This window comes from Algoriphagus sp. CAU 1675 (assembly GCF_029222925.1).
GTDB lineage: Bacteria > Bacteroidota > Bacteroidia > Cytophagales > Cyclobacteriaceae > Algoriphagus.
Window position 1 is genome coordinate 54,790 of the sequence record NZ_JARHUI010000004.1, and the last position, 15,993, is coordinate 70,782.

The following is a 15,993-nucleotide window of genomic DNA, read 5'->3' on the forward strand; positions in this document are numbered from 1 at the left end:
TGCCAAAAATCAAAAGCATGAGTAACGCAATCAAAGAAACCCACTTTCAATTTCCAGGTCAGGTAGGTTTTTACAAAGGAAAAGTCCGAGACGTTTATATGTTCGAACAGGAGCTGGTTGTAGTAGCTTCCGATCGGATTTCAGCTTTTGATGTGGTATTGCCCCGCCCTATTCCCTACAAAGGACAGGTTTTGAATCAAATTGCCGCCAAGTTTTTGGAAGCAACTTCAGATCTGGTTCCAAATTGGGTTACCTCGACCCCGGACCCCAATGTGACAATTGGAAAACGATGCGAACCGTTTAAAGTTGAAATGGTAATCCGTGGATATATGTCCGGACATGCTGCCCGTGAATACAAAGCCGGAAAAAGAATGATCTGCGGTGTGCCTATGCCAGAAGGGATGAGAGAAAACGACCCATTTCCAGAGCCTATCATCACTCCTACAACCAAAGCAGATGAGGGCCATGACGAGGACATTTCAAAAGAAGATATCCTGGCCAAAGGAATTGTAAGCCCTGAAGATTATGCCATTCTGGAAAAATATACAAGAGCATTATTCCAAAGAGGCCAAGAAATGGCTGCCGATAAGGGCCTGATTTTGGTTGATACAAAATATGAATTTGGAAAATATGGGGATAAAATCCTCCTGATCGACGAGATCCATACACCTGACTCCTCCAGATACTTCTATGCGGAAGGCTATGAAGAAAACCAGGAAAAAGGATTGCCCCAGAAACAACTTTCCAAGGAGTTTGTAAGACAGTGGTTGATTTCTAATGGATTCCAGGGAAAAGAAGGACAGGTAGTCCCTGAAATGACGGATGAAATTGTAGAAAGCATTTCCGATCGCTATATTGAATTGTTTGAAAAAATCACCGGAGAAAGCTTTAAAAAAGCAGAAACAGAACAAATTGAAAAAAGAATAGAGGCGGCGATTTTAGCCCATCTGTCCAAATAAACCTTAAGAATATGAGATACACTATAGATAAAAAAGAGCAGTATGTGGTTTTCACCCCAATGGAAGAAAAACTGGATTCTCTGCTCGCTCCAAAATTGAAGTCTGAATTATTGACTGTTCATGCAGAAGGCTATACCAACCTGGTATTGGATATGAGCTTGGTAAAATATGTAGATTCCTCAGGCTTGAGTGCTTTGCTGGTTGGAGACCGCGAATTTGGAAAAAATGGAGGAATCTTCTTGATTTCAGGAGTTCAGGACCACGTCATGAAACTTCTGAAAATCTCAATGTTAGATAAGCAATTAAATTTGGTAAACACGCTTGAAGAAGCCGGTGAGGCTATTTTCATGCTTGAAATAGAAAAAGACGAAGAAGAAGACGAAGAGATTTGAGACCCGACTTTGAGGTAACAATCATAGGAAACACCTCTTCGATTCCTGTGCACGGAAGACATCATACTGCACAGGTGGTAAGGTTTGCCCAGGATCTTTTACTTCTGGATTGTGGAGAGAGCACGCAAATTCAGCTTCGCGCTCTCCACATCAAAACCTCCAAAATCAGTCATATTTTTATTTCCCATTTACATGGGGACCATTATTTAGGGTTGGTTGGGTTACTTTCCAGTTTCCATCTTTCCAACAGAAAAACGCCCATCACGATTTTTGGCCCACAAGGCTTGGATGAAATCATTACTACGCAATTTAGGTGGAGCAATACCCGCTTATCTTATCCATTGCATTTTCACCAAACCGATCCGGATGGCTTCAAGTTGCTGGTAGATATGCCGGGTTACCAGGTCTACAGTTTTCCTCTGAAGCACCGTCTTCCTACTACAGGTTTTTTGATCAAGGAAAAAAGGGGCTTGTATAGCCTGATCAAAGAAAAACTGAATGAAAAAAAATTGCCTCTGGAAGCCATACAATCCTTAAGAAACGGAATAGATTATATCTCCAGTGACGGTGATTTTTATTTGGTCAATGAATATTGTCACCCCCATCCCCCACTGAGATCCTATGCCTTTTGTTCAGACACCAAATTTGATCCAGAACTCAGTCAATACATAAAGGGTGTGGACACACTATATCATGAGTCCACATTTATGGAAAATCTTAAGGAAAGAGCTGAATTAACCCAACACAGTACAGCAATGGAAGCCGCCGAAATCGCCAAAATCGCGGGGGTCAAGCAGCTACTTTTAGGACATTTTTCATCCCGATATGTAAATCTCCAGCCCTTGTTACTGGAAGCCCAATCGATATTTCCTAAATCTATCTTAAGTGTAGAAGGAGAAACTTACACCCTATGACCAATTTTAAAAATTCCAGAAAAACCAATCTCTTCATGATACTTGGAGGGATTTTCCTCACCAACGCGATCTTGGCAGAGATCATAGGGGTAAAAATATTCTCTGCTGAAAAATCTCTGGGGTTTGAACCTGTCAACTGGGTATTTTTCGGGGAATACATATTGGATTTCAATTTGACTGCCGGGGCCATCATCTGGCCTATAGTATTTATTACCACGGACATTATCAATGAATATTTTGGAAAAAAGGGCGTCCGAAAAATCAGCTTTCTGACTGCCGGGCTGATCGCCTATGGATTTTTGGTAATAGCTGCTGTCACGAAACTTACACCGGCAGAGTTCTGGTTGGATGTAAATTCAAGTGGACCTAATGGAAGTTTCTTTGACATTGACTTTGCATTCAATACCATTTTCAGACAGGGACTGGGAATTATTATAGGTTCATTGACAGCCTTTCTTTTGGGGCAGTTGATTGATGTGTTTGTTTTCCAAAAACTGCGTGCCGTAACAGGCTCAAAAATGATTTGGCTGAGGGCTACTGGTTCTACACTGGTTTCCCAGTTAATCGATTCCTTCGTGGTATTGGGAATTGCCTTTTACCTTTTCGGCAATTGGAGTCTGAGTCAGATTATCGCTGTTGGCTTGATCAACTACGTCTACAAATTCAGTGTGGCAATTCTACTCACACCTCTACTTTATGTAGCACATAATCTTATTGACAAATATTTAGGAAAAGAACTTTCTGAACAACTGATGGAGGAAGCCAGCCAGGATCAGTCTTTTCTTTAAAATTAGGCTGATAAGACCAAAAAAATAGCTCGGCATTACACAACCCTTCAGTCCACACCAAATATTTTTTGCCAAAACAAGGGTATATCTATAGAATCTTCTAAATACTTTTTTCAACCATTAGGTTTTCCAAACAAATATCCATACTTTTGCAACTCGAATTAAAAAGAACATTTTTCTGAGCCGTGAATCCTTACTGTCGCTTGTCTGGGATTTAGGAAACATGGCAGGAAAAGTAAGGACACATCATGGACAACAATTTAAAATTCTCAGACCTGGGGATTTCAGAGGAAATCTTACGGGCCGTGGAAGAGATGGGCTATACCCAACCTTCCCCAATTCAATCACAGGCTATTCCATTTGTTCTTGAAGGGAGGGATGTCATCGGACAAGCCCAAACCGGAACAGGAAAAACTGCAGCCTTTTCTATTCCTATCATCGACTTAGTCGATCCAGATTTCAACAAACCCCAAGCAATCATCCTTTGCCCAACCCGTGAATTGGCGGTACAGGTAGAGGGAGAAATTCAAAAGCTTGCAAAGTTCCACCGAAAAATCAGTTCCGTCGCCATTTATGGGGGGGAATCCATTGACAAACAGATCCGCGTTCTCAAAAAAGGAGTTCAGATTGTAGTAGGTACTCCAGGCCGCGTTCAGGACCACATTAACCGTGGGACGCTGAAGTTGGAAGATGCTGGAATCATTGTATTGGATGAAGCTGATGAAATGCTAGATATGGGCTTCAGAGACGATATTGAAGCCATTTTGCAGGAAATGCCTGAAGAAAGACAAACAGTCTTCTTCTCAGCAACTATGGCCAAGCCTATCATGGACTTGACCAAAAAATACCAAAACAATCCGGAAGTAATCAAGGTTGCCAAAAAGGAATTGACCGTTGACCGAATTGAGCAGGTTTTTTATGAAGTAAAGCCATCTCTCAAGATGGAACTGATGACCCGCTTGATGACTGTAAATAATTATGCCCTAAGCGTGGTATTCTGTAATACCAAAAGGATGACCGATGAGGTTACCGAAGCTTTGGGAGCAAGAGGAATTTTGGCAGAAGCACTTCACGGAGACCTTTCACAGGCACAGCGAGACAAGGTAATGGGCAAATTCAGAAAAGGTCTTTGCTCTGTACTAGTAGCCACTGATGTAGCAGCAAGAGGAATTGACGTGGACAATGTTGAGGCTGTATTCAATTACGATCTACCATTGGACGAAGAATATTACGTTCACAGAATCGGAAGAACAGGACGTGCCGGTAAATCCGGAACTGCAATCAACTTTGTGACAGGTCGTAGAGACTTCATGAAAGTTCGTGATCTGGAAAGATTCACCAAGGCAACCATTACCAAGATGGCCCCACCATCTGTTTCTGAACTGATCGAGTTGAAGAAGACCCAATTGGTAAAGGATGTATACAGAGTGCTAAGCCAGGAAGAAGATACTCAGATTTTTGAATCAGCTTTGGGGCAAATGCTTGCCGAAGGTTTAACTGCAGAGCAAGTAGCCATGGGACTGATCAAGTTGAACATGGGAGATGCCGTCAAAGAAATGAAAGATCAAGACTTTGGGCTTGAGTCTTTTGGAGACAGAAGAAGAGACAGTAGTAGCAGAGGAGAAAGAGGTGATCGCTTTGGACGTGGCGAAAGAGGCTCTGAAAGAGGAGGAAGATTCAGTGAAAGACGTGAAGGCGGAAGATTCAGCGATAGAAAAGAAGGAGGAAGACGCGAAGGCGGAAGATTCGGAAGCGGTCCAGAAAGATCTCGTGATGCCAACATGACCCGTTTGTTCATCAATTTGGGTAAAAAAGACAGAATCCGACCGAATGACATCGTGGGCGCCATCGCAGGTGAAGCAGGAATTCCAGGAAGAAGCATTGGAGGAATTGACATCTATGATAACTTCTCTTTTGTGGATGTACCACAAAAAGATGCCGATCATGTAATCCGCACCATGAAACACAACACCATCAAGGGTAAAACCGTAAATATGGAGATTTCGAAAGGTTAATGATTATATAGGTTAATTAGGTTTAAAGCACATTTCTTTCGGGAAATGTGCTTTTTTTGTGAGCAGTTTTAGCAAATAGATTTCCATGCAGCTTTTCTTTCAAGAAAATATAACGCCACCCCTAATCACCCTTGAACCGGATGAATCCAAACACCTGACTAGGGTGTTACGAAAAAAACAAGGGGATGAAATATTTTTAACCAACGGAAAAGGGGAACTTTTTACCTGCGTATTATTGGAAGCTAACCCCAAAAAATCAACGCTAAAGGTTCTAAACAGGAAGTTTGTACCCTTGGACGATTTTTATATCCACTTAGCTATTGCTCCTACCAAAAGTCCTGACCGAATGGAGTGGATGGTGGAGAAAATCACTGAAATCGGCTTCCATGAGCTCACCCTGCTCGAAACCACGAATTCGGAGCGAAGCTTTTTGAAAACTGATCGACTTCATAAAAAAATAATTTCTGCTTGTAAACAGAGCCTAAAACTCCATACTCCCCAACTCAACCCAACAGTCTCATTGGATACCGTTCTGAAATCCGAGGAATATGAAGATTATCAAAAATTCATTGCCTATGTGGATGAGGATCATGACCAACACTTATTTGACTTAGCCAAGCCCAAAGGGAAATATTTGGTCCTAATTGGGCCAGAGGGAGATTTTGACCCAAAGGAAATCCAAGCAGCGATTGCTGGCGGGTTTAGTCCTGTTTCTCTAGGCAAAAGCCGATTAAGAACTGAAACCGCCGGCTTGGCTGTAGTCGAGATGCTACAGATACTTAACCGTTAAATTCAACGTTTTTTTCAGGGATGCTTCAAGTAACTCTTGAAGTCACCAAGCAAATTTTTAATTTAGAGTTAAAGAAGCGATTTTTTAAATTCAATTCCGGACCAAATCCATCATTGCCGTGCCTTACAAAGAGCGAGAAATAGAGAAGAAATATCATTCCATAGGAGAAGTTGCCCAAATGTTCAAGGTTGCCGCATCCCTGATCCGGTATTGGGAAGGAGAATTTGACATCATTCGACCCAAGAAAGACAAGAAAGGAAACCGTCGCTACACCAAAGATGACATTCAAAAAATTCGATATATCTACCATCTTGTCAAAGAAAAAGGATATACGCTTGATGGTGCCCGGGAAGTCATTGCCCAGGGAAAAGAAAAGGGATTTGATAAGGTCGCTGCGGTTCAAAAACTTCAGGAGATCAAAGATTTTTTAATCAACATCAGGGACGAAATCAATGCAAAATCAGACTCATGAAGAACTCAGGTATTTCATTGCCCTAGCACTTGCGCCTAAAGTCGGACCCGGTGTATTTAAAGCAATATTGGCTTATTCAGGATCACCTACCGCATTTTTTCAAATACCCAAAGGAAAAGCAGCTAAAATCCCCAAAGTGGGCCCCAAGCTTTTGGAAATCCGATCAGCTGAACAAAGCTTACTACGGCAAGCAGACGAACTCCTCAATTCCTCTCAAAAATCTAATTTTGAAATCCTAACCTCTCTGGATCCTAGTTTCCCACAAAGACTAAAATCCTTAGAAGATGGACCGGTATTGATTTTCAAAAAAGGTAATGCCGAACTAAACCTAGAACGAACCGTGGGAATCGTAGGAACCCGAAATGCCACTACTTATGGAAAAGCCAGCACCCAAAAAATTGTGGTCGATCTGGCCCAATATCAACCAGCAATTATATCCGGTTTAGCCTATGGAATCGACATAGAAGCACATAGATCTGCCATACAAGCCGGCCTACCAACGATTGCCGTGATGGGCTCTCCTATCGACCAAATCTACCCAGCTGTACATAGAAAAACAGCGGAACTATTGCAGGAAAACGGAGCTTTGATTAGTGAATATGCTCCTGGAAGTAAAATGATGCCTGGGAATTTCCCAGCCAGAAACCGAATTATTGCAGGGCTATCCGATGCCTTGATCGTGGTGGAAGCTGCAGAAAAAGGAGGAGCTTTGATCACCGCAGAAATTGCCTATAGTTACAATAAAGAAGTATTTGCCGTCCCTGGAAACCTTCAATCCACCTATTCCGAAGGCTGCAACCAACTTATCAAAAAGATGAAAGCCTCGATCTACACCGGCCCAAATGATATTTCTGAGGCTTTATTCTGGACTAAACCAGGGGAAACTAAAGCAAAGAAAACTGAGGTAGACCTAAGTGGACGAGAGGAAATGGAAAAAGCTATTTTGCTTTACCTAAAAGAAAAAGGCGAATCAGAAATTGATCTCATCTCCTATTCAACCGAAATTCCACTGGGACTGCTTTCTTCCAAACTTTTAAGTCTTGAATTCGAAGGGATCATCAAGTCTCTTCCGGGAAAAAAGTATAAGCTTTTGGTTTGATTATTTCCCCTTCAACCTTCTAATCAACTTGGGATAATACCAAAGGAAGAACCCGCTAAAAGACAAAAATATCAATCCCAAGGAAGTGAGCGTTGAGTAGGTCAGTTTTGCTCCTTCGTCCCCATTTAGGTAAAAATCCACAATACTTCCGTCATGGACTTTTTCAATCCAGTCTGAATGTCTGGTTCCCACAGAAAGTACTTCCCCTGAGAATCCATCCACCTGCACTTCTGTAAAGTGCGTTTTGAAAGTCACCTTGGCAATCCCTTTATCCGGCCGAATATCAATGCGATCGACTTCAGGGTCTCTACCTAACTTTTCCATTTCCTCCTCTCCTATCCTTACCATTTGCGAAGGCAAAATCCAAGTACCGGATTCCACTTTGGTTTTTTGCGTTGGAGGTAATAATTCTACTTTCTTTTTCCAGGCCAAAAGGATAGAGGTAATTCCAATTAGGAAGAAGAAAAGAATCAAAGCCAACCCAAACCACTTATGGTATTGCCTATACCAGCGAAGGGATTTTACTTTTGTTTGAACAGGACTATCTGCCATATATCAGGAATTGAATACGAATCTTGCCAATTTGATTGCTTCAGCAAGTTCGGATTTTTTGAGATTCAACTCGTATCCTTCCTGTTCAAGGGTCTGAATCATGAGTTCAGTGGCCATATTCCCAAGCAATTCATCCTTTGCCATGGGACATCCCCCAAAACCCATGATCGCGCCATCAAATCTTCTACATCCACCCTTGAGTCCCGCAAGCACTTTTTCAGACACGGATTCAGGTCTGCTATGCAAATGGGCTCCAAATTCTATTTGAGGAAAAGCTTGGGTCTGAACCTGAAAAAGCTCGGTGATTAACTCAGGGCTTGCTACACCAACAGTGTCGGAAAGGGAAACTATTTCAATTTGAAGTTGAGCCAGTTTCTCCACAAATTCCGCAACCAATTCAGGGGAATAGGGGTCCCCATAAGGATTCCCAAACCCCATACTGAGATAAACCACCAGTTTTTTTCCTTTTGAGATGCAGAGATTTTGAATGCTTTCAACGGTTTTCAAAGCTTCCGCTATGGATGCATTGGTATTTCTCTGCTGAAAAGTCTCTGAAACAGAAAGAGGAAAGCCCAAATAATCTATTTCCTGAAAATAAAGGGCATCTTCAGCACCGCGCACATTCGCCACGATGGCCAAAAGCTTGGATTTGGATTGGTGCAAATCCAGCATCTCCAGAACCTCTGCCGTGTCCCTCATTTGAGGGACAGCTTTGGGGCTTACAAAACTCCCGAAATCAATGGTATCAAATCCCACTTCTATCAGTTGGTTGATATAGGCAGCCTTGATAGCAGTATCTATAAAAGTTGGAATCCCCTGCATGGCATCCCGGGGACATTCGATTAATTTGACCATGCCCGAAGGTAAAGAGAACTTAGAAAAAAGAGGAACCGCTAGGATAATTTGAATCGAACAGGAAATCTAAAAAACGATTCTACCACTTCTCCATCTTCCATTGCGGAATAAATTTATCAGGATACTTTTCGATTAACCTTTGTGCTTCCCTCTCAAGAGATGGATGGCATTCTCCTTTATTTATTATTTGGGGATCTTTCACATTCCCCTCTTTATCCACCAAACAAATGACAATGACAGTTCCTACTGCTCCTGCGGATCTAGCGGCCTGTGGATAGGATAGATTCTTAATCATGTAATTAGTCCAGCCTTCATGGCCGCCATTAGGAGTTGCTTCTCTACTTTCTAGATAAGAAACACTTTGTCCCTCCTGATCAAAATAAGCTTCATTGACTAACTTCTCTTCAAGGTAAAATTTTTGGCTTTTGACCTCTCCATTTTCATAATACCTGATCTTTTCGATTTCTCTTTTGGGTTTATCCCCTGAATAGACAAATTCGGTTTTACCGGATTCAAACAATTCTCTAATCCGCAGGCCTTTCACATTTCCCAAACTATCAAAAAGTGTGGTTGACTCCGAAACTTTAACCGAATCCTTTCGAAACCGCTCAATTTTTACAGCCTGACCGAACTCCCAGATTAACTCAAAATAGGTGAAGTCAGACTGGGTAGTATCTTCAACCTCTAAATCATAGCGATCAATAAAACGGACATATTGGGCATTACAAAAATTATAAATGAATAAAAAAGCAAAAAGCAATAAAACAGTTCTCATTTCAAAATGGGTAAATATTTCAACTAAGATATAATTTTAAAAAAAGAAGGCTCAATACTTTTTAAAGAATTGAGCCTATTAATTTATTATCGGTTAAGGTTTAAAACACCTCTTTAGCAATCTTATAGGTTGCATCTGCCTTACTCATGGTATAGAAATGAAGGCTAGGAACATTTGCTGCAACCAACTCCTTGCATTGCTGAATTGCCCACTCTATCCCAACTTCCTTCACCTCTCCATTGGTCTTGCACTTTTCAAGTTCGTCCATCAAGGCATCCGGCAAATCCAGATAAAAAGTTCTTGGCAGCATGGTGATTTGGCCTACAGTGGTAATTGGCTTGATCCCGGGTATAATAGGCACATCAATTCCCAAAGCTCTCACTTTGTCCACAAAATCGAAGTATTTCTGATTGTCAAAAAACATCTGGGTAACGATGTATTCCGCTCCTTTATCCACTTTTTCCTTCAAGTGTTTCAAGTCAAATTTCATGCTGGGAGCCTCAAAGTGTTTTTCGGGATAGCCTGCCACACCTATACAGAAATCCGTATGAAAGCCACTTTCGGTTTCTTCATGAAGATAGCGGCCATTGTTCATTCGGACGATTTGCTCTACCAATTCACTGGCATAGTGATGACCATCAGGCTCGGGGATGAATTTCCCTTCTGATTTAGGAGCATCTCCACGGAGCGCCAATACATTGTCCACTCCAATGAAACTCAAATCAATCAGTGCGTTTTCTGTTTCCTCTTTGGTGAATCCTCCACATAGCAAATGAGGCACCGCATCCACATGGAACCGGTTCATGATAGCAGCACAAATCCCTACAGTTCCAGGGCGCTTTTTGGTGCTGATTTTCTCAAGAAGACCGTTGGGATGCTTTTTATAGACATATTCCTCCCGATGATAGGTCACATCCACAAAAGGTGGCTTGAACTCCATCAAAGGCTCAATCCCCTCCAGAAGTTCTTTTAGACTTTGACCTTTTAAAGGAGGTAAAATTTCGAATGAAAAAAGCGTGGAATCTGCGTTATTAAGGTATTCAGTTATTTTCATGTAATTGAATTGGCTAGGTTTGAATCAGGGGTATAGGCGAGGTTTGGAGAAAGCAATCTTTCTGCTTCTTTCAAGGAAATTCCCTTTCGGGCGGCATAGCTGGCAACTTGGTCCTCTCCTATTTTTCCCAAACCAAAATATCTGGATTCAGGATTTGCAAAATAGAACCCTGATACCGAACTGGTAGGATACATTGCGTAACTGGATGTAAGTTCAATCCCGATTTCGTTTTTCATATCCAACAGTTTGGCAATGGTTTCCTTTTCGGAATGTTCAGGACATGCTGGATAACCAGGAGCCGGACGTATACCTGTGTATTGTTCCTTGATCAAAGATTCATTATCGAAAGATTCGTTTTCTGAGTAGCCCCAATAATCTTTTCGAACAAGCTCATGCACATATTCTGCTGCAGCTTCTGCAAGCCGGTCCGCGAGTGCTTTAAACAGGATATCATTATAATCATCCCCTGCTTTTTTGAATTCCTCCAATTTGGTTTCCATTCCGAGCCCGGAAGTTACCGCAAAGCAGCCCAAGTAATCTGTCTTATCTGGATGCAGGTAATCGGCTAATGATCGATTGGGCACTCCCTTCCCTTTCTTTCCCTGCTGTCGAAGAAAATGGAAGGATCCAATTGGTTCTCCTTCATCCCCAAATACGAATGCATCATCTCCCTTTCGGTTAACTGCGTACAATCCGAAAACCGCTTTTGCCGAAAGCCATTTTTCAGCAATCAGGGTATCCAACATGGACTGAGCATCCTCATATAATTTTTTGGCCTCTTTCCCTACAACAGGATCTTCCAGAATTTTAGGAAATCTCCCACTCAACATCCAGGTGCTGAAAAACGGTGTCCAGTCTATATAATTTCTAAGCACTGACAGATCCAATTCCTCCAAAACAGTCTTTCCCAAAACTCTTGGTTTTACCGGCTCAAAAGTCGCCCAATCAATCTGTACTGGATTTTCCTTTGCCTCCTCATAGGTCACCAACTGCTTGATGGACTGTTTGGCTTCATGTTCAATCCTCAGCTGCTTGTAGGTTTCCTTGATCTGATGATGAAATGATTCTTTGGTTTCTACGGAAATCGCTTCTCCGGCGATAGGAACAGATTTACTGGCGTCCATGACATGAACTACAGTTCCGGAATAAACCGGGTCAATTTTTACAGCCGTATGGATTCTGGAAGTAGTAGCTCCTCCTATTAACAAAGGAATTTTCAAACCTTGTCTTTCCATTTCGGAAGCCACATTGACCATTTCATCCAAGGATGGAGTAATCAATCCACTTAAACCAATGATATCCACCTTGTTTTTAATAGCTTCATCGATGATTTTTTGGGAATCTACCATCACACCCAAATCAATGATCTGGTAGCTATTACAAGCCAAAACAACTCCTACGATGTTTTTCCCTATATCATGAACATCTCCTTTTACCGTCGCTAACAAGATCTTTTTAAGGGAGGAACTCTCCTGTCCTTCTTCCGGCAATGGCATGAAGGGCTCCAAATAAGCCACTGCTTTTTTCATCACCCGGGCAGATTTCACCACCTGAGGAAGAAACATTTTCCCCTCTCCAAACAAATCTCCCACAACGTTCATCCCGTCCATAAGAGGACCTTCAATGACCTTAAGCGGATTTTCCAACTCTTGTCTCGCCTCCTCGGTATCTTCGATGATAAAGTCCAAAATCCCTTTCACCAAGGCATGTTCTATTCTTTTTGCTACGGGGTCAGAGCGCCAGGCTTCATTGACCGCTTCTTTTTTACCTGCAGCTTTGACTGTTTCGGCAAAATCCAAAAGACGCTCCGTAGCATCCTCCCGTCTATCAAATAGCACATCCTCAACCCGCTCCAACAAATCCTTGGGAATATCATCATACACCTCCAACATGGTAGGATTGACGATTCCCATGTCCATTCCATGATGAATAGCATGATAAAGAAACGCCGCATGCATCGCTTCTCGTACCCGGTCATTTCCCCGGAAGGAAAAAGAAACGTTACTCACGCCTCCACTTACTTTTGCTCCCGGAAGGTTTTCCTTAATCCACTTGGTAGCGAGGAAAAAATCCAGTGCATTGCGTCTATGCTCTTCCATCCCTGTCGCAACAGGGAAAATATTGGGATCAAAAATGATATCCTGTGGATTGAATTTGACCACATCCACTAAAATCCTATAGCTGCGCTCGCAAATCTGAATTCGTTTGTCATAGGTATCAGCCTGCCCTTTTTCATCAAAGGCCATCACCACGACCGCGGCGCCAAACTTTTTGATAGTTTTAGCCTGTTGAATAAATTCTTCTTCCCCGTTTTTTAAGGAAATCGAGTTGACAATCCCTTTACCCTGTACACATTTCAAGCCCGCTAGGATGATGCTCCACTTGGAGCTATCAATCATGATGGGAATCCGACTAATTTCGGGTTCGGAGGCAATCAGGTTCAAAAACCTAGTCATTGCAGCTTCACCATCCAACATACCTTCGTCCATACACACGTCCAGAACCTGTGCACCACCCCTCACTTGATCCAAAGCTACATCAAGTGCCTCATCATACTGTCCGTTTAAGATAAGCCGGGCAAACTTCTTGGAGCCTGTCACATTGGTTCTTTCTCCAATGTTTACAAAATTGATAGTCGGGGTAAAAACCAAAGGTTCCAAACCCGAAAGCTTCAGGTATTGATTTTTAGACATTGCTTCCCTCCTCCTCCGTTAATTCTTCTGACTCTATTTTCCTCGGGGCAAATTCTGAAGCCAAAGCTGCTAAAGCCTGGATATGTTCAGGGGTAGTTCCACAGCAGCCTCCCAGAATATTCAACATCCCTTCTTTGAGAAAATCCCGAACTTGGCCCGCCATCTCATTGGCTCCCTGATCATAGGCCCCAAATTCATTCGGAAGCCCTGCATTGGGATAGGCAGAAACATAAAATGGAGCTTTATTTGCCAAGACTTTCAGATAAGGCCGTAACTCTTTTGCTCCCAAAGCACAGTTCAGACCAACGGAAAGCAGTGGTACATGAGATACCGAGATCAAAAAGGCTTCTGTAGTCTGGCCAGACAAAGTCCGACCTGAAGCATCGGTAATGGTTCCCGAAATCATAATGGGAATACCACCCTCTCTTGGGTCCAAGGGAATATTTCTTTCCTCAAAAACCTCCTGAATAGCATACAAAGCTGCCTTGGCGTTCAAAGTGTCAAAAATGGTTTCCACCAAAAGTATATCCGAACCTCCATCCAACAGACCTCTCACCTGTTCAGAATAAGCATCCGCCAATTGGTCAAAGGTAATGGCTCTATATCCTGGGTCATTTACATCCGGGGAAATAGAGGCAGTTCTATTGGTGGGACCCATAGCCCCAGCCACAAAGCGGGGTTTGGATGGATTTTTTGAGGTAAACTCATCCGCAATTGCCCTTGCAATTTTGGCAGATTCAAAATTGATTTGATAGGCTAAATGGGCAAGGCCGTAATCCTCCTGAGCAATGCTGGTACCGGAAAAGGTGTTGGTTTCAATGATATCCGAACCCGCCTCCAGGTATTCCGCATGAATGGCACGAATCACATCGGGGCGACTTAAAGAAAGTAAATCATTGTTCCCTTTTAGTGCTTTAGGGTGATCTTCCAATTCAGGAGTTCGAAAATCTTCTTCTGATAGTTTATATCGCTGAATCATGGTACCCATTGCTCCATCTAGGATCAATATCCGCTGAGAAATAGCTTGAAGCAGGGTTTCCGTTCTGTTTTGCATACTGTGGTAATTCATTCAAAAAGCTAATCGAGCAAAACACGGAGAAAAGTTATTGCTAACTTGTCCACTCATCTTTTTCCGATTTGAACCGGAATGGGAGTTAGCACCTTGGTTGCAGGTTGCTAAGACGTCATCGGGCCCTTCCCTCGGTCTTTCTCGATAAGCAGCCCAAATGTACTAGCATTTTGCCAATAAATCAGGTAGATATTTTAATTTCTTAAAGCAAATGGATTGATTTTATGCAAATTCCAAATCAGGGCCGTATCCCCACCCCGAAGCTCAAGTAGGGTGCTGACATGTATTTTGCCATATCAAATTCCCCAAGTCTATAATTTGCCAAGGGAAGTTCATATCCTGCAGAAGCCGTTAACACCAGATCAAAAATCTTTCTTTTAGTCATAGGGATTCCATATTCCAAAAACACCTCTGGTTTGGCCATCAGCCCGGAATTGCGCAGATACCCGTCAAATTTTCTCTGTTCAAAAAGCTCAGGAAAATCCGGTTTGTTATTCTGAGTAAGAGTATATCGGATATTCCCATAGCCGACACCAGCCAGGGCTCCGAGCCCAATATTCTTGTATTGAAGGAATTTCAATCCACCGTTGAGGTAGACCCTTATACTATTCAGACTTTGAGTTCTTGAATTAGATGCTCTTCCGCTCATGGAAAGATTGTAAACGTCCACTCCATAAAGCAGTCCTTCATTTTCACCTAAAATCCTTAAACCTAAATTCGAAGGACTCCCTTGCAATTCCTCATAGCCGGCATTGTGAAGTTGTTCATTGAATTCCTTGGGAGAGGTGAAATGAAAACCGGAGACTAATTGAAAGCTCATAGAGGCATCTTTGTAAAAGAAATTTCGGTCGGGAAGTGAAATCCCAGCTCCTACCCGGATAAATGCCCCACTCTGAGTATTGTCAAAAGAGATCCCGTTCATCTCCCACTTTCCCTCAAATGGACTGAAGGAATACCCCATTTTCGTGATTATGGATAAAGCTTCCCTCCTCCCAGGAAGATCAAAATCATAACTTAATTGAAAGCCAATTTCAGTCAGAAATCCACCATAATTGGTACTTCCTTTCTGAATATCCATTTTACGAAGTACAATTCCTTTTGCAGGGTCTTCCAAAAAAAGCTGGAGATTATCCGGTCGGTCCAATGGAAGCATCTGGAAATTCAAAAAACCTACCCCCATTGACATGTAATGGATCAGCTGAAAGCGGGACTCCTCTGTAAAAGAATACCCCACATTCAGAAAGGCACGGGAGGTCCTATAGCTTATTTTGTAGTCGTCAAAATTACTGGAAGAGCTCCGGTTATGATATAATTCCACTCCCAATACAAAATCATTGATTCGGGTTTGGTATCCCATACCTAGGGTGTTGTACCGGTGTCGAAGTGAACTGAGCCCTCTATCCTCCAGCATTTTATCAAACTGATTGAGTTTTGCTCCTGATGTACCCACGACGGAATAAAAAGTAGTCCTCTTGCTCAGCAGCTGTTGGGCAGATGCCTGAAAGCTGACAAGGGCAAGAAAAGTCCCAAAAACGAGTCGTGAAAAAAAGGGCATGGGTCTGTTGG

Annotated in this window: 15 protein-coding genes and 1 riboswitch; of the genes, 8 read left to right on the top strand and 7 right to left on the bottom strand. The window is 42.4% G+C overall.

The genetic code is table 11. The annotated features are described in order from the left end of the window. Positions 1-17: 17 nt before the first annotated feature. The 8 genes from P2G54_RS10275 (at position 18) to dprA (ending at position 7,429) form a co-directional block, all read left to right on the top strand. Positions 18-959, top strand: a complete 942-nt coding sequence (locus tag P2G54_RS10275; protein ID WP_275870805.1) for a phosphoribosylaminoimidazolesuccinocarboxamide synthase — start codon at positions 18-20, stop codon at positions 957-959. An 11-nt stretch (positions 960-970) separates the two neighbouring features. Continuing rightward, positions 971-1,351 (top strand): STAS domain-containing protein, encoded by a 381-nt coding sequence (locus P2G54_RS10280; RefSeq protein WP_275870807.1) that lies wholly within the window; start codon positions 971-973, stop codon positions 1,349-1,351. Continuing rightward, positions 1,348-2,265 carry a ribonuclease Z gene (locus tag P2G54_RS10285; protein ID WP_275870809.1) on the top strand — a complete coding sequence of 306 codons (918 nt, stop codon included), beginning with the start codon at positions 1,348-1,350 and terminating at the stop codon, positions 2,263-2,265. The genes P2G54_RS10280 and P2G54_RS10285 overlap by 4 nt, the downstream gene beginning before the upstream one ends. After that, positions 2,262-3,053: a queuosine precursor transporter gene (locus P2G54_RS10290; RefSeq protein WP_275870812.1), complete on the top strand. Its 792-nt coding sequence runs from the start codon at positions 2,262-2,264 to the stop codon at positions 3,051-3,053. The genes P2G54_RS10285 and P2G54_RS10290 overlap by 4 nt, the downstream gene beginning before the upstream one ends. Before the next feature lie 248 nt (positions 3,054-3,301). After that, complete coding sequence (locus tag P2G54_RS10295; RefSeq protein ID WP_275870814.1) at positions 3,302-5,068, top strand: DEAD/DEAH box helicase; 1,767 nt, start codon at positions 3,302-3,304, stop codon at positions 5,066-5,068. Between the two features lie 85 nt (positions 5,069-5,153). After that, entirely contained in the window at positions 5,154-5,858 is a 705-nt protein-coding gene (locus tag P2G54_RS10300) for an RsmE family RNA methyltransferase (RefSeq protein WP_275870816.1), read from the top strand. A gap of 118 nt (positions 5,859-5,976) precedes the next feature. Next, positions 5,977-6,330: a MerR family transcriptional regulator gene (locus P2G54_RS10305; RefSeq protein ID WP_275870818.1), complete on the top strand. Its 354-nt coding sequence runs from the start codon at positions 5,977-5,979 to the stop codon at positions 6,328-6,330. Continuing rightward, positions 6,311-7,429: a DNA-processing protein DprA gene (dprA, locus tag P2G54_RS10310; RefSeq protein ID WP_275870820.1), complete on the top strand. Its 1,119-nt coding sequence runs from the start codon at positions 6,311-6,313 to the stop codon at positions 7,427-7,429. The genes P2G54_RS10305 and dprA overlap by 20 nt, the downstream gene beginning before the upstream one ends. Here the strand turns inward: dprA and P2G54_RS10315 are convergent, their stop codons facing one another. The 7 genes from P2G54_RS10315 to P2G54_RS10345 form a co-directional block, all read right to left on the bottom strand. Next, the gene (locus P2G54_RS10315) at positions 7,430-7,981 is read right to left on the bottom strand and encodes a PepSY-associated TM helix domain-containing protein (protein WP_275870822.1); all 552 of its coding nucleotides are present in this window, start codon (positions 7,979-7,981) and stop codon (positions 7,430-7,432) included. It abuts the gene before it with no gap. A 3-nt stretch (positions 7,982-7,984) separates the two neighbouring features. Beyond that, positions 7,985-8,836, bottom strand: coding sequence for a hydroxymethylglutaryl-CoA lyase (locus P2G54_RS10320; RefSeq protein WP_275870824.1), 852 nt, complete (start codon positions 8,834-8,836; stop codon positions 7,985-7,987). A 79-nt stretch (positions 8,837-8,915) separates the two neighbouring features. Continuing rightward, positions 8,916-9,611, bottom strand: a complete 696-nt coding sequence (locus P2G54_RS10325) for an energy transducer TonB (RefSeq protein ID WP_275870825.1) — start codon at positions 9,609-9,611, stop codon at positions 8,916-8,918. Between the two features lie 100 nt (positions 9,612-9,711). After that, entirely contained in the window at positions 9,712-10,665 is a 954-nt protein-coding gene (metF, locus tag P2G54_RS10330; protein WP_275870827.1) for a methylenetetrahydrofolate reductase [NAD(P)H], read from the bottom strand. Then, positions 10,662-13,358, bottom strand: a complete 2,697-nt coding sequence (gene metH, locus P2G54_RS10335; protein WP_275870828.1) for a methionine synthase — start codon at positions 13,356-13,358, stop codon at positions 10,662-10,664. Before metH ends, metF begins: the two co-directional genes overlap by 4 nt. Beyond that, entirely contained in the window at positions 13,351-14,412 is a 1,062-nt protein-coding gene (locus P2G54_RS10340; RefSeq protein WP_275870830.1) for a homocysteine S-methyltransferase family protein, read from the bottom strand. Before P2G54_RS10340 ends, metH begins: the two co-directional genes overlap by 8 nt. Before the next feature lie 65 nt (positions 14,413-14,477). After that, a riboswitch (SAM riboswitch) is annotated at positions 14,478-14,578 on the bottom strand. 87 nt (positions 14,579-14,665) lie between these two features. Continuing rightward, positions 14,666-15,982: a hypothetical protein gene (locus P2G54_RS10345; RefSeq protein ID WP_275870832.1), complete on the bottom strand. Its 1,317-nt coding sequence runs from the start codon at positions 15,980-15,982 to the stop codon at positions 14,666-14,668. Between the last annotated feature and the right edge of the window lie 11 nt (positions 15,983-15,993).

Coding starts and splice junctions, on each gene's coding strand:
- metH (WP_275870828.1), bottom strand. CDS start 13,358: ATGTCTAAAAATCAATACCTGAAGCTTTCGGGTTTGGAACCTTTGGTT.
- P2G54_RS10315 (WP_275870822.1), bottom strand. CDS start 7,981: ATGGCAGATAGTCCTGTTCAAACAAAAGTAAAATCCCTTCGCTGGTAT.
- P2G54_RS10340 (WP_275870830.1), bottom strand. CDS start 14,412: ATGCAAAACAGAACGGAAACCCTGCTTCAAGCTATTTCTCAGCGGATA.
- dprA (WP_275870820.1), top strand. CDS start 6,311: ATGCAAAATCAGACTCATGAAGAACTCAGGTATTTCATTGCCCTAGCA.
- P2G54_RS10275 (WP_275870805.1), top strand. CDS start 18: ATGAGTAACGCAATCAAAGAAACCCACTTTCAATTTCCAGGTCAGGTA.
- P2G54_RS10320 (WP_275870824.1), bottom strand. CDS start 8,836: ATGGTCAAATTAATCGAATGTCCCCGGGATGCCATGCAGGGGATTCCA.
- P2G54_RS10325 (WP_275870825.1), bottom strand. CDS start 9,611: ATGAGAACTGTTTTATTGCTTTTTGCTTTTTTATTCATTTATAATTTT.
- P2G54_RS10345 (WP_275870832.1), bottom strand. CDS start 15,982: ATGCCCTTTTTTTCACGACTCGTTTTTGGGACTTTTCTTGCCCTTGTC.
- P2G54_RS10290 (WP_275870812.1), top strand. CDS start 2,262: ATGACCAATTTTAAAAATTCCAGAAAAACCAATCTCTTCATGATACTT.
- P2G54_RS10295 (WP_275870814.1), top strand. CDS start 3,302: ATGGACAACAATTTAAAATTCTCAGACCTGGGGATTTCAGAGGAAATC.
- P2G54_RS10300 (WP_275870816.1), top strand. CDS start 5,154: ATGCAGCTTTTCTTTCAAGAAAATATAACGCCACCCCTAATCACCCTT.
- P2G54_RS10280 (WP_275870807.1), top strand. CDS start 971: ATGAGATACACTATAGATAAAAAAGAGCAGTATGTGGTTTTCACCCCA.
- metF (WP_275870827.1), bottom strand. CDS start 10,665: ATGAAAATAACTGAATACCTTAATAACGCAGATTCCACGCTTTTTTCA.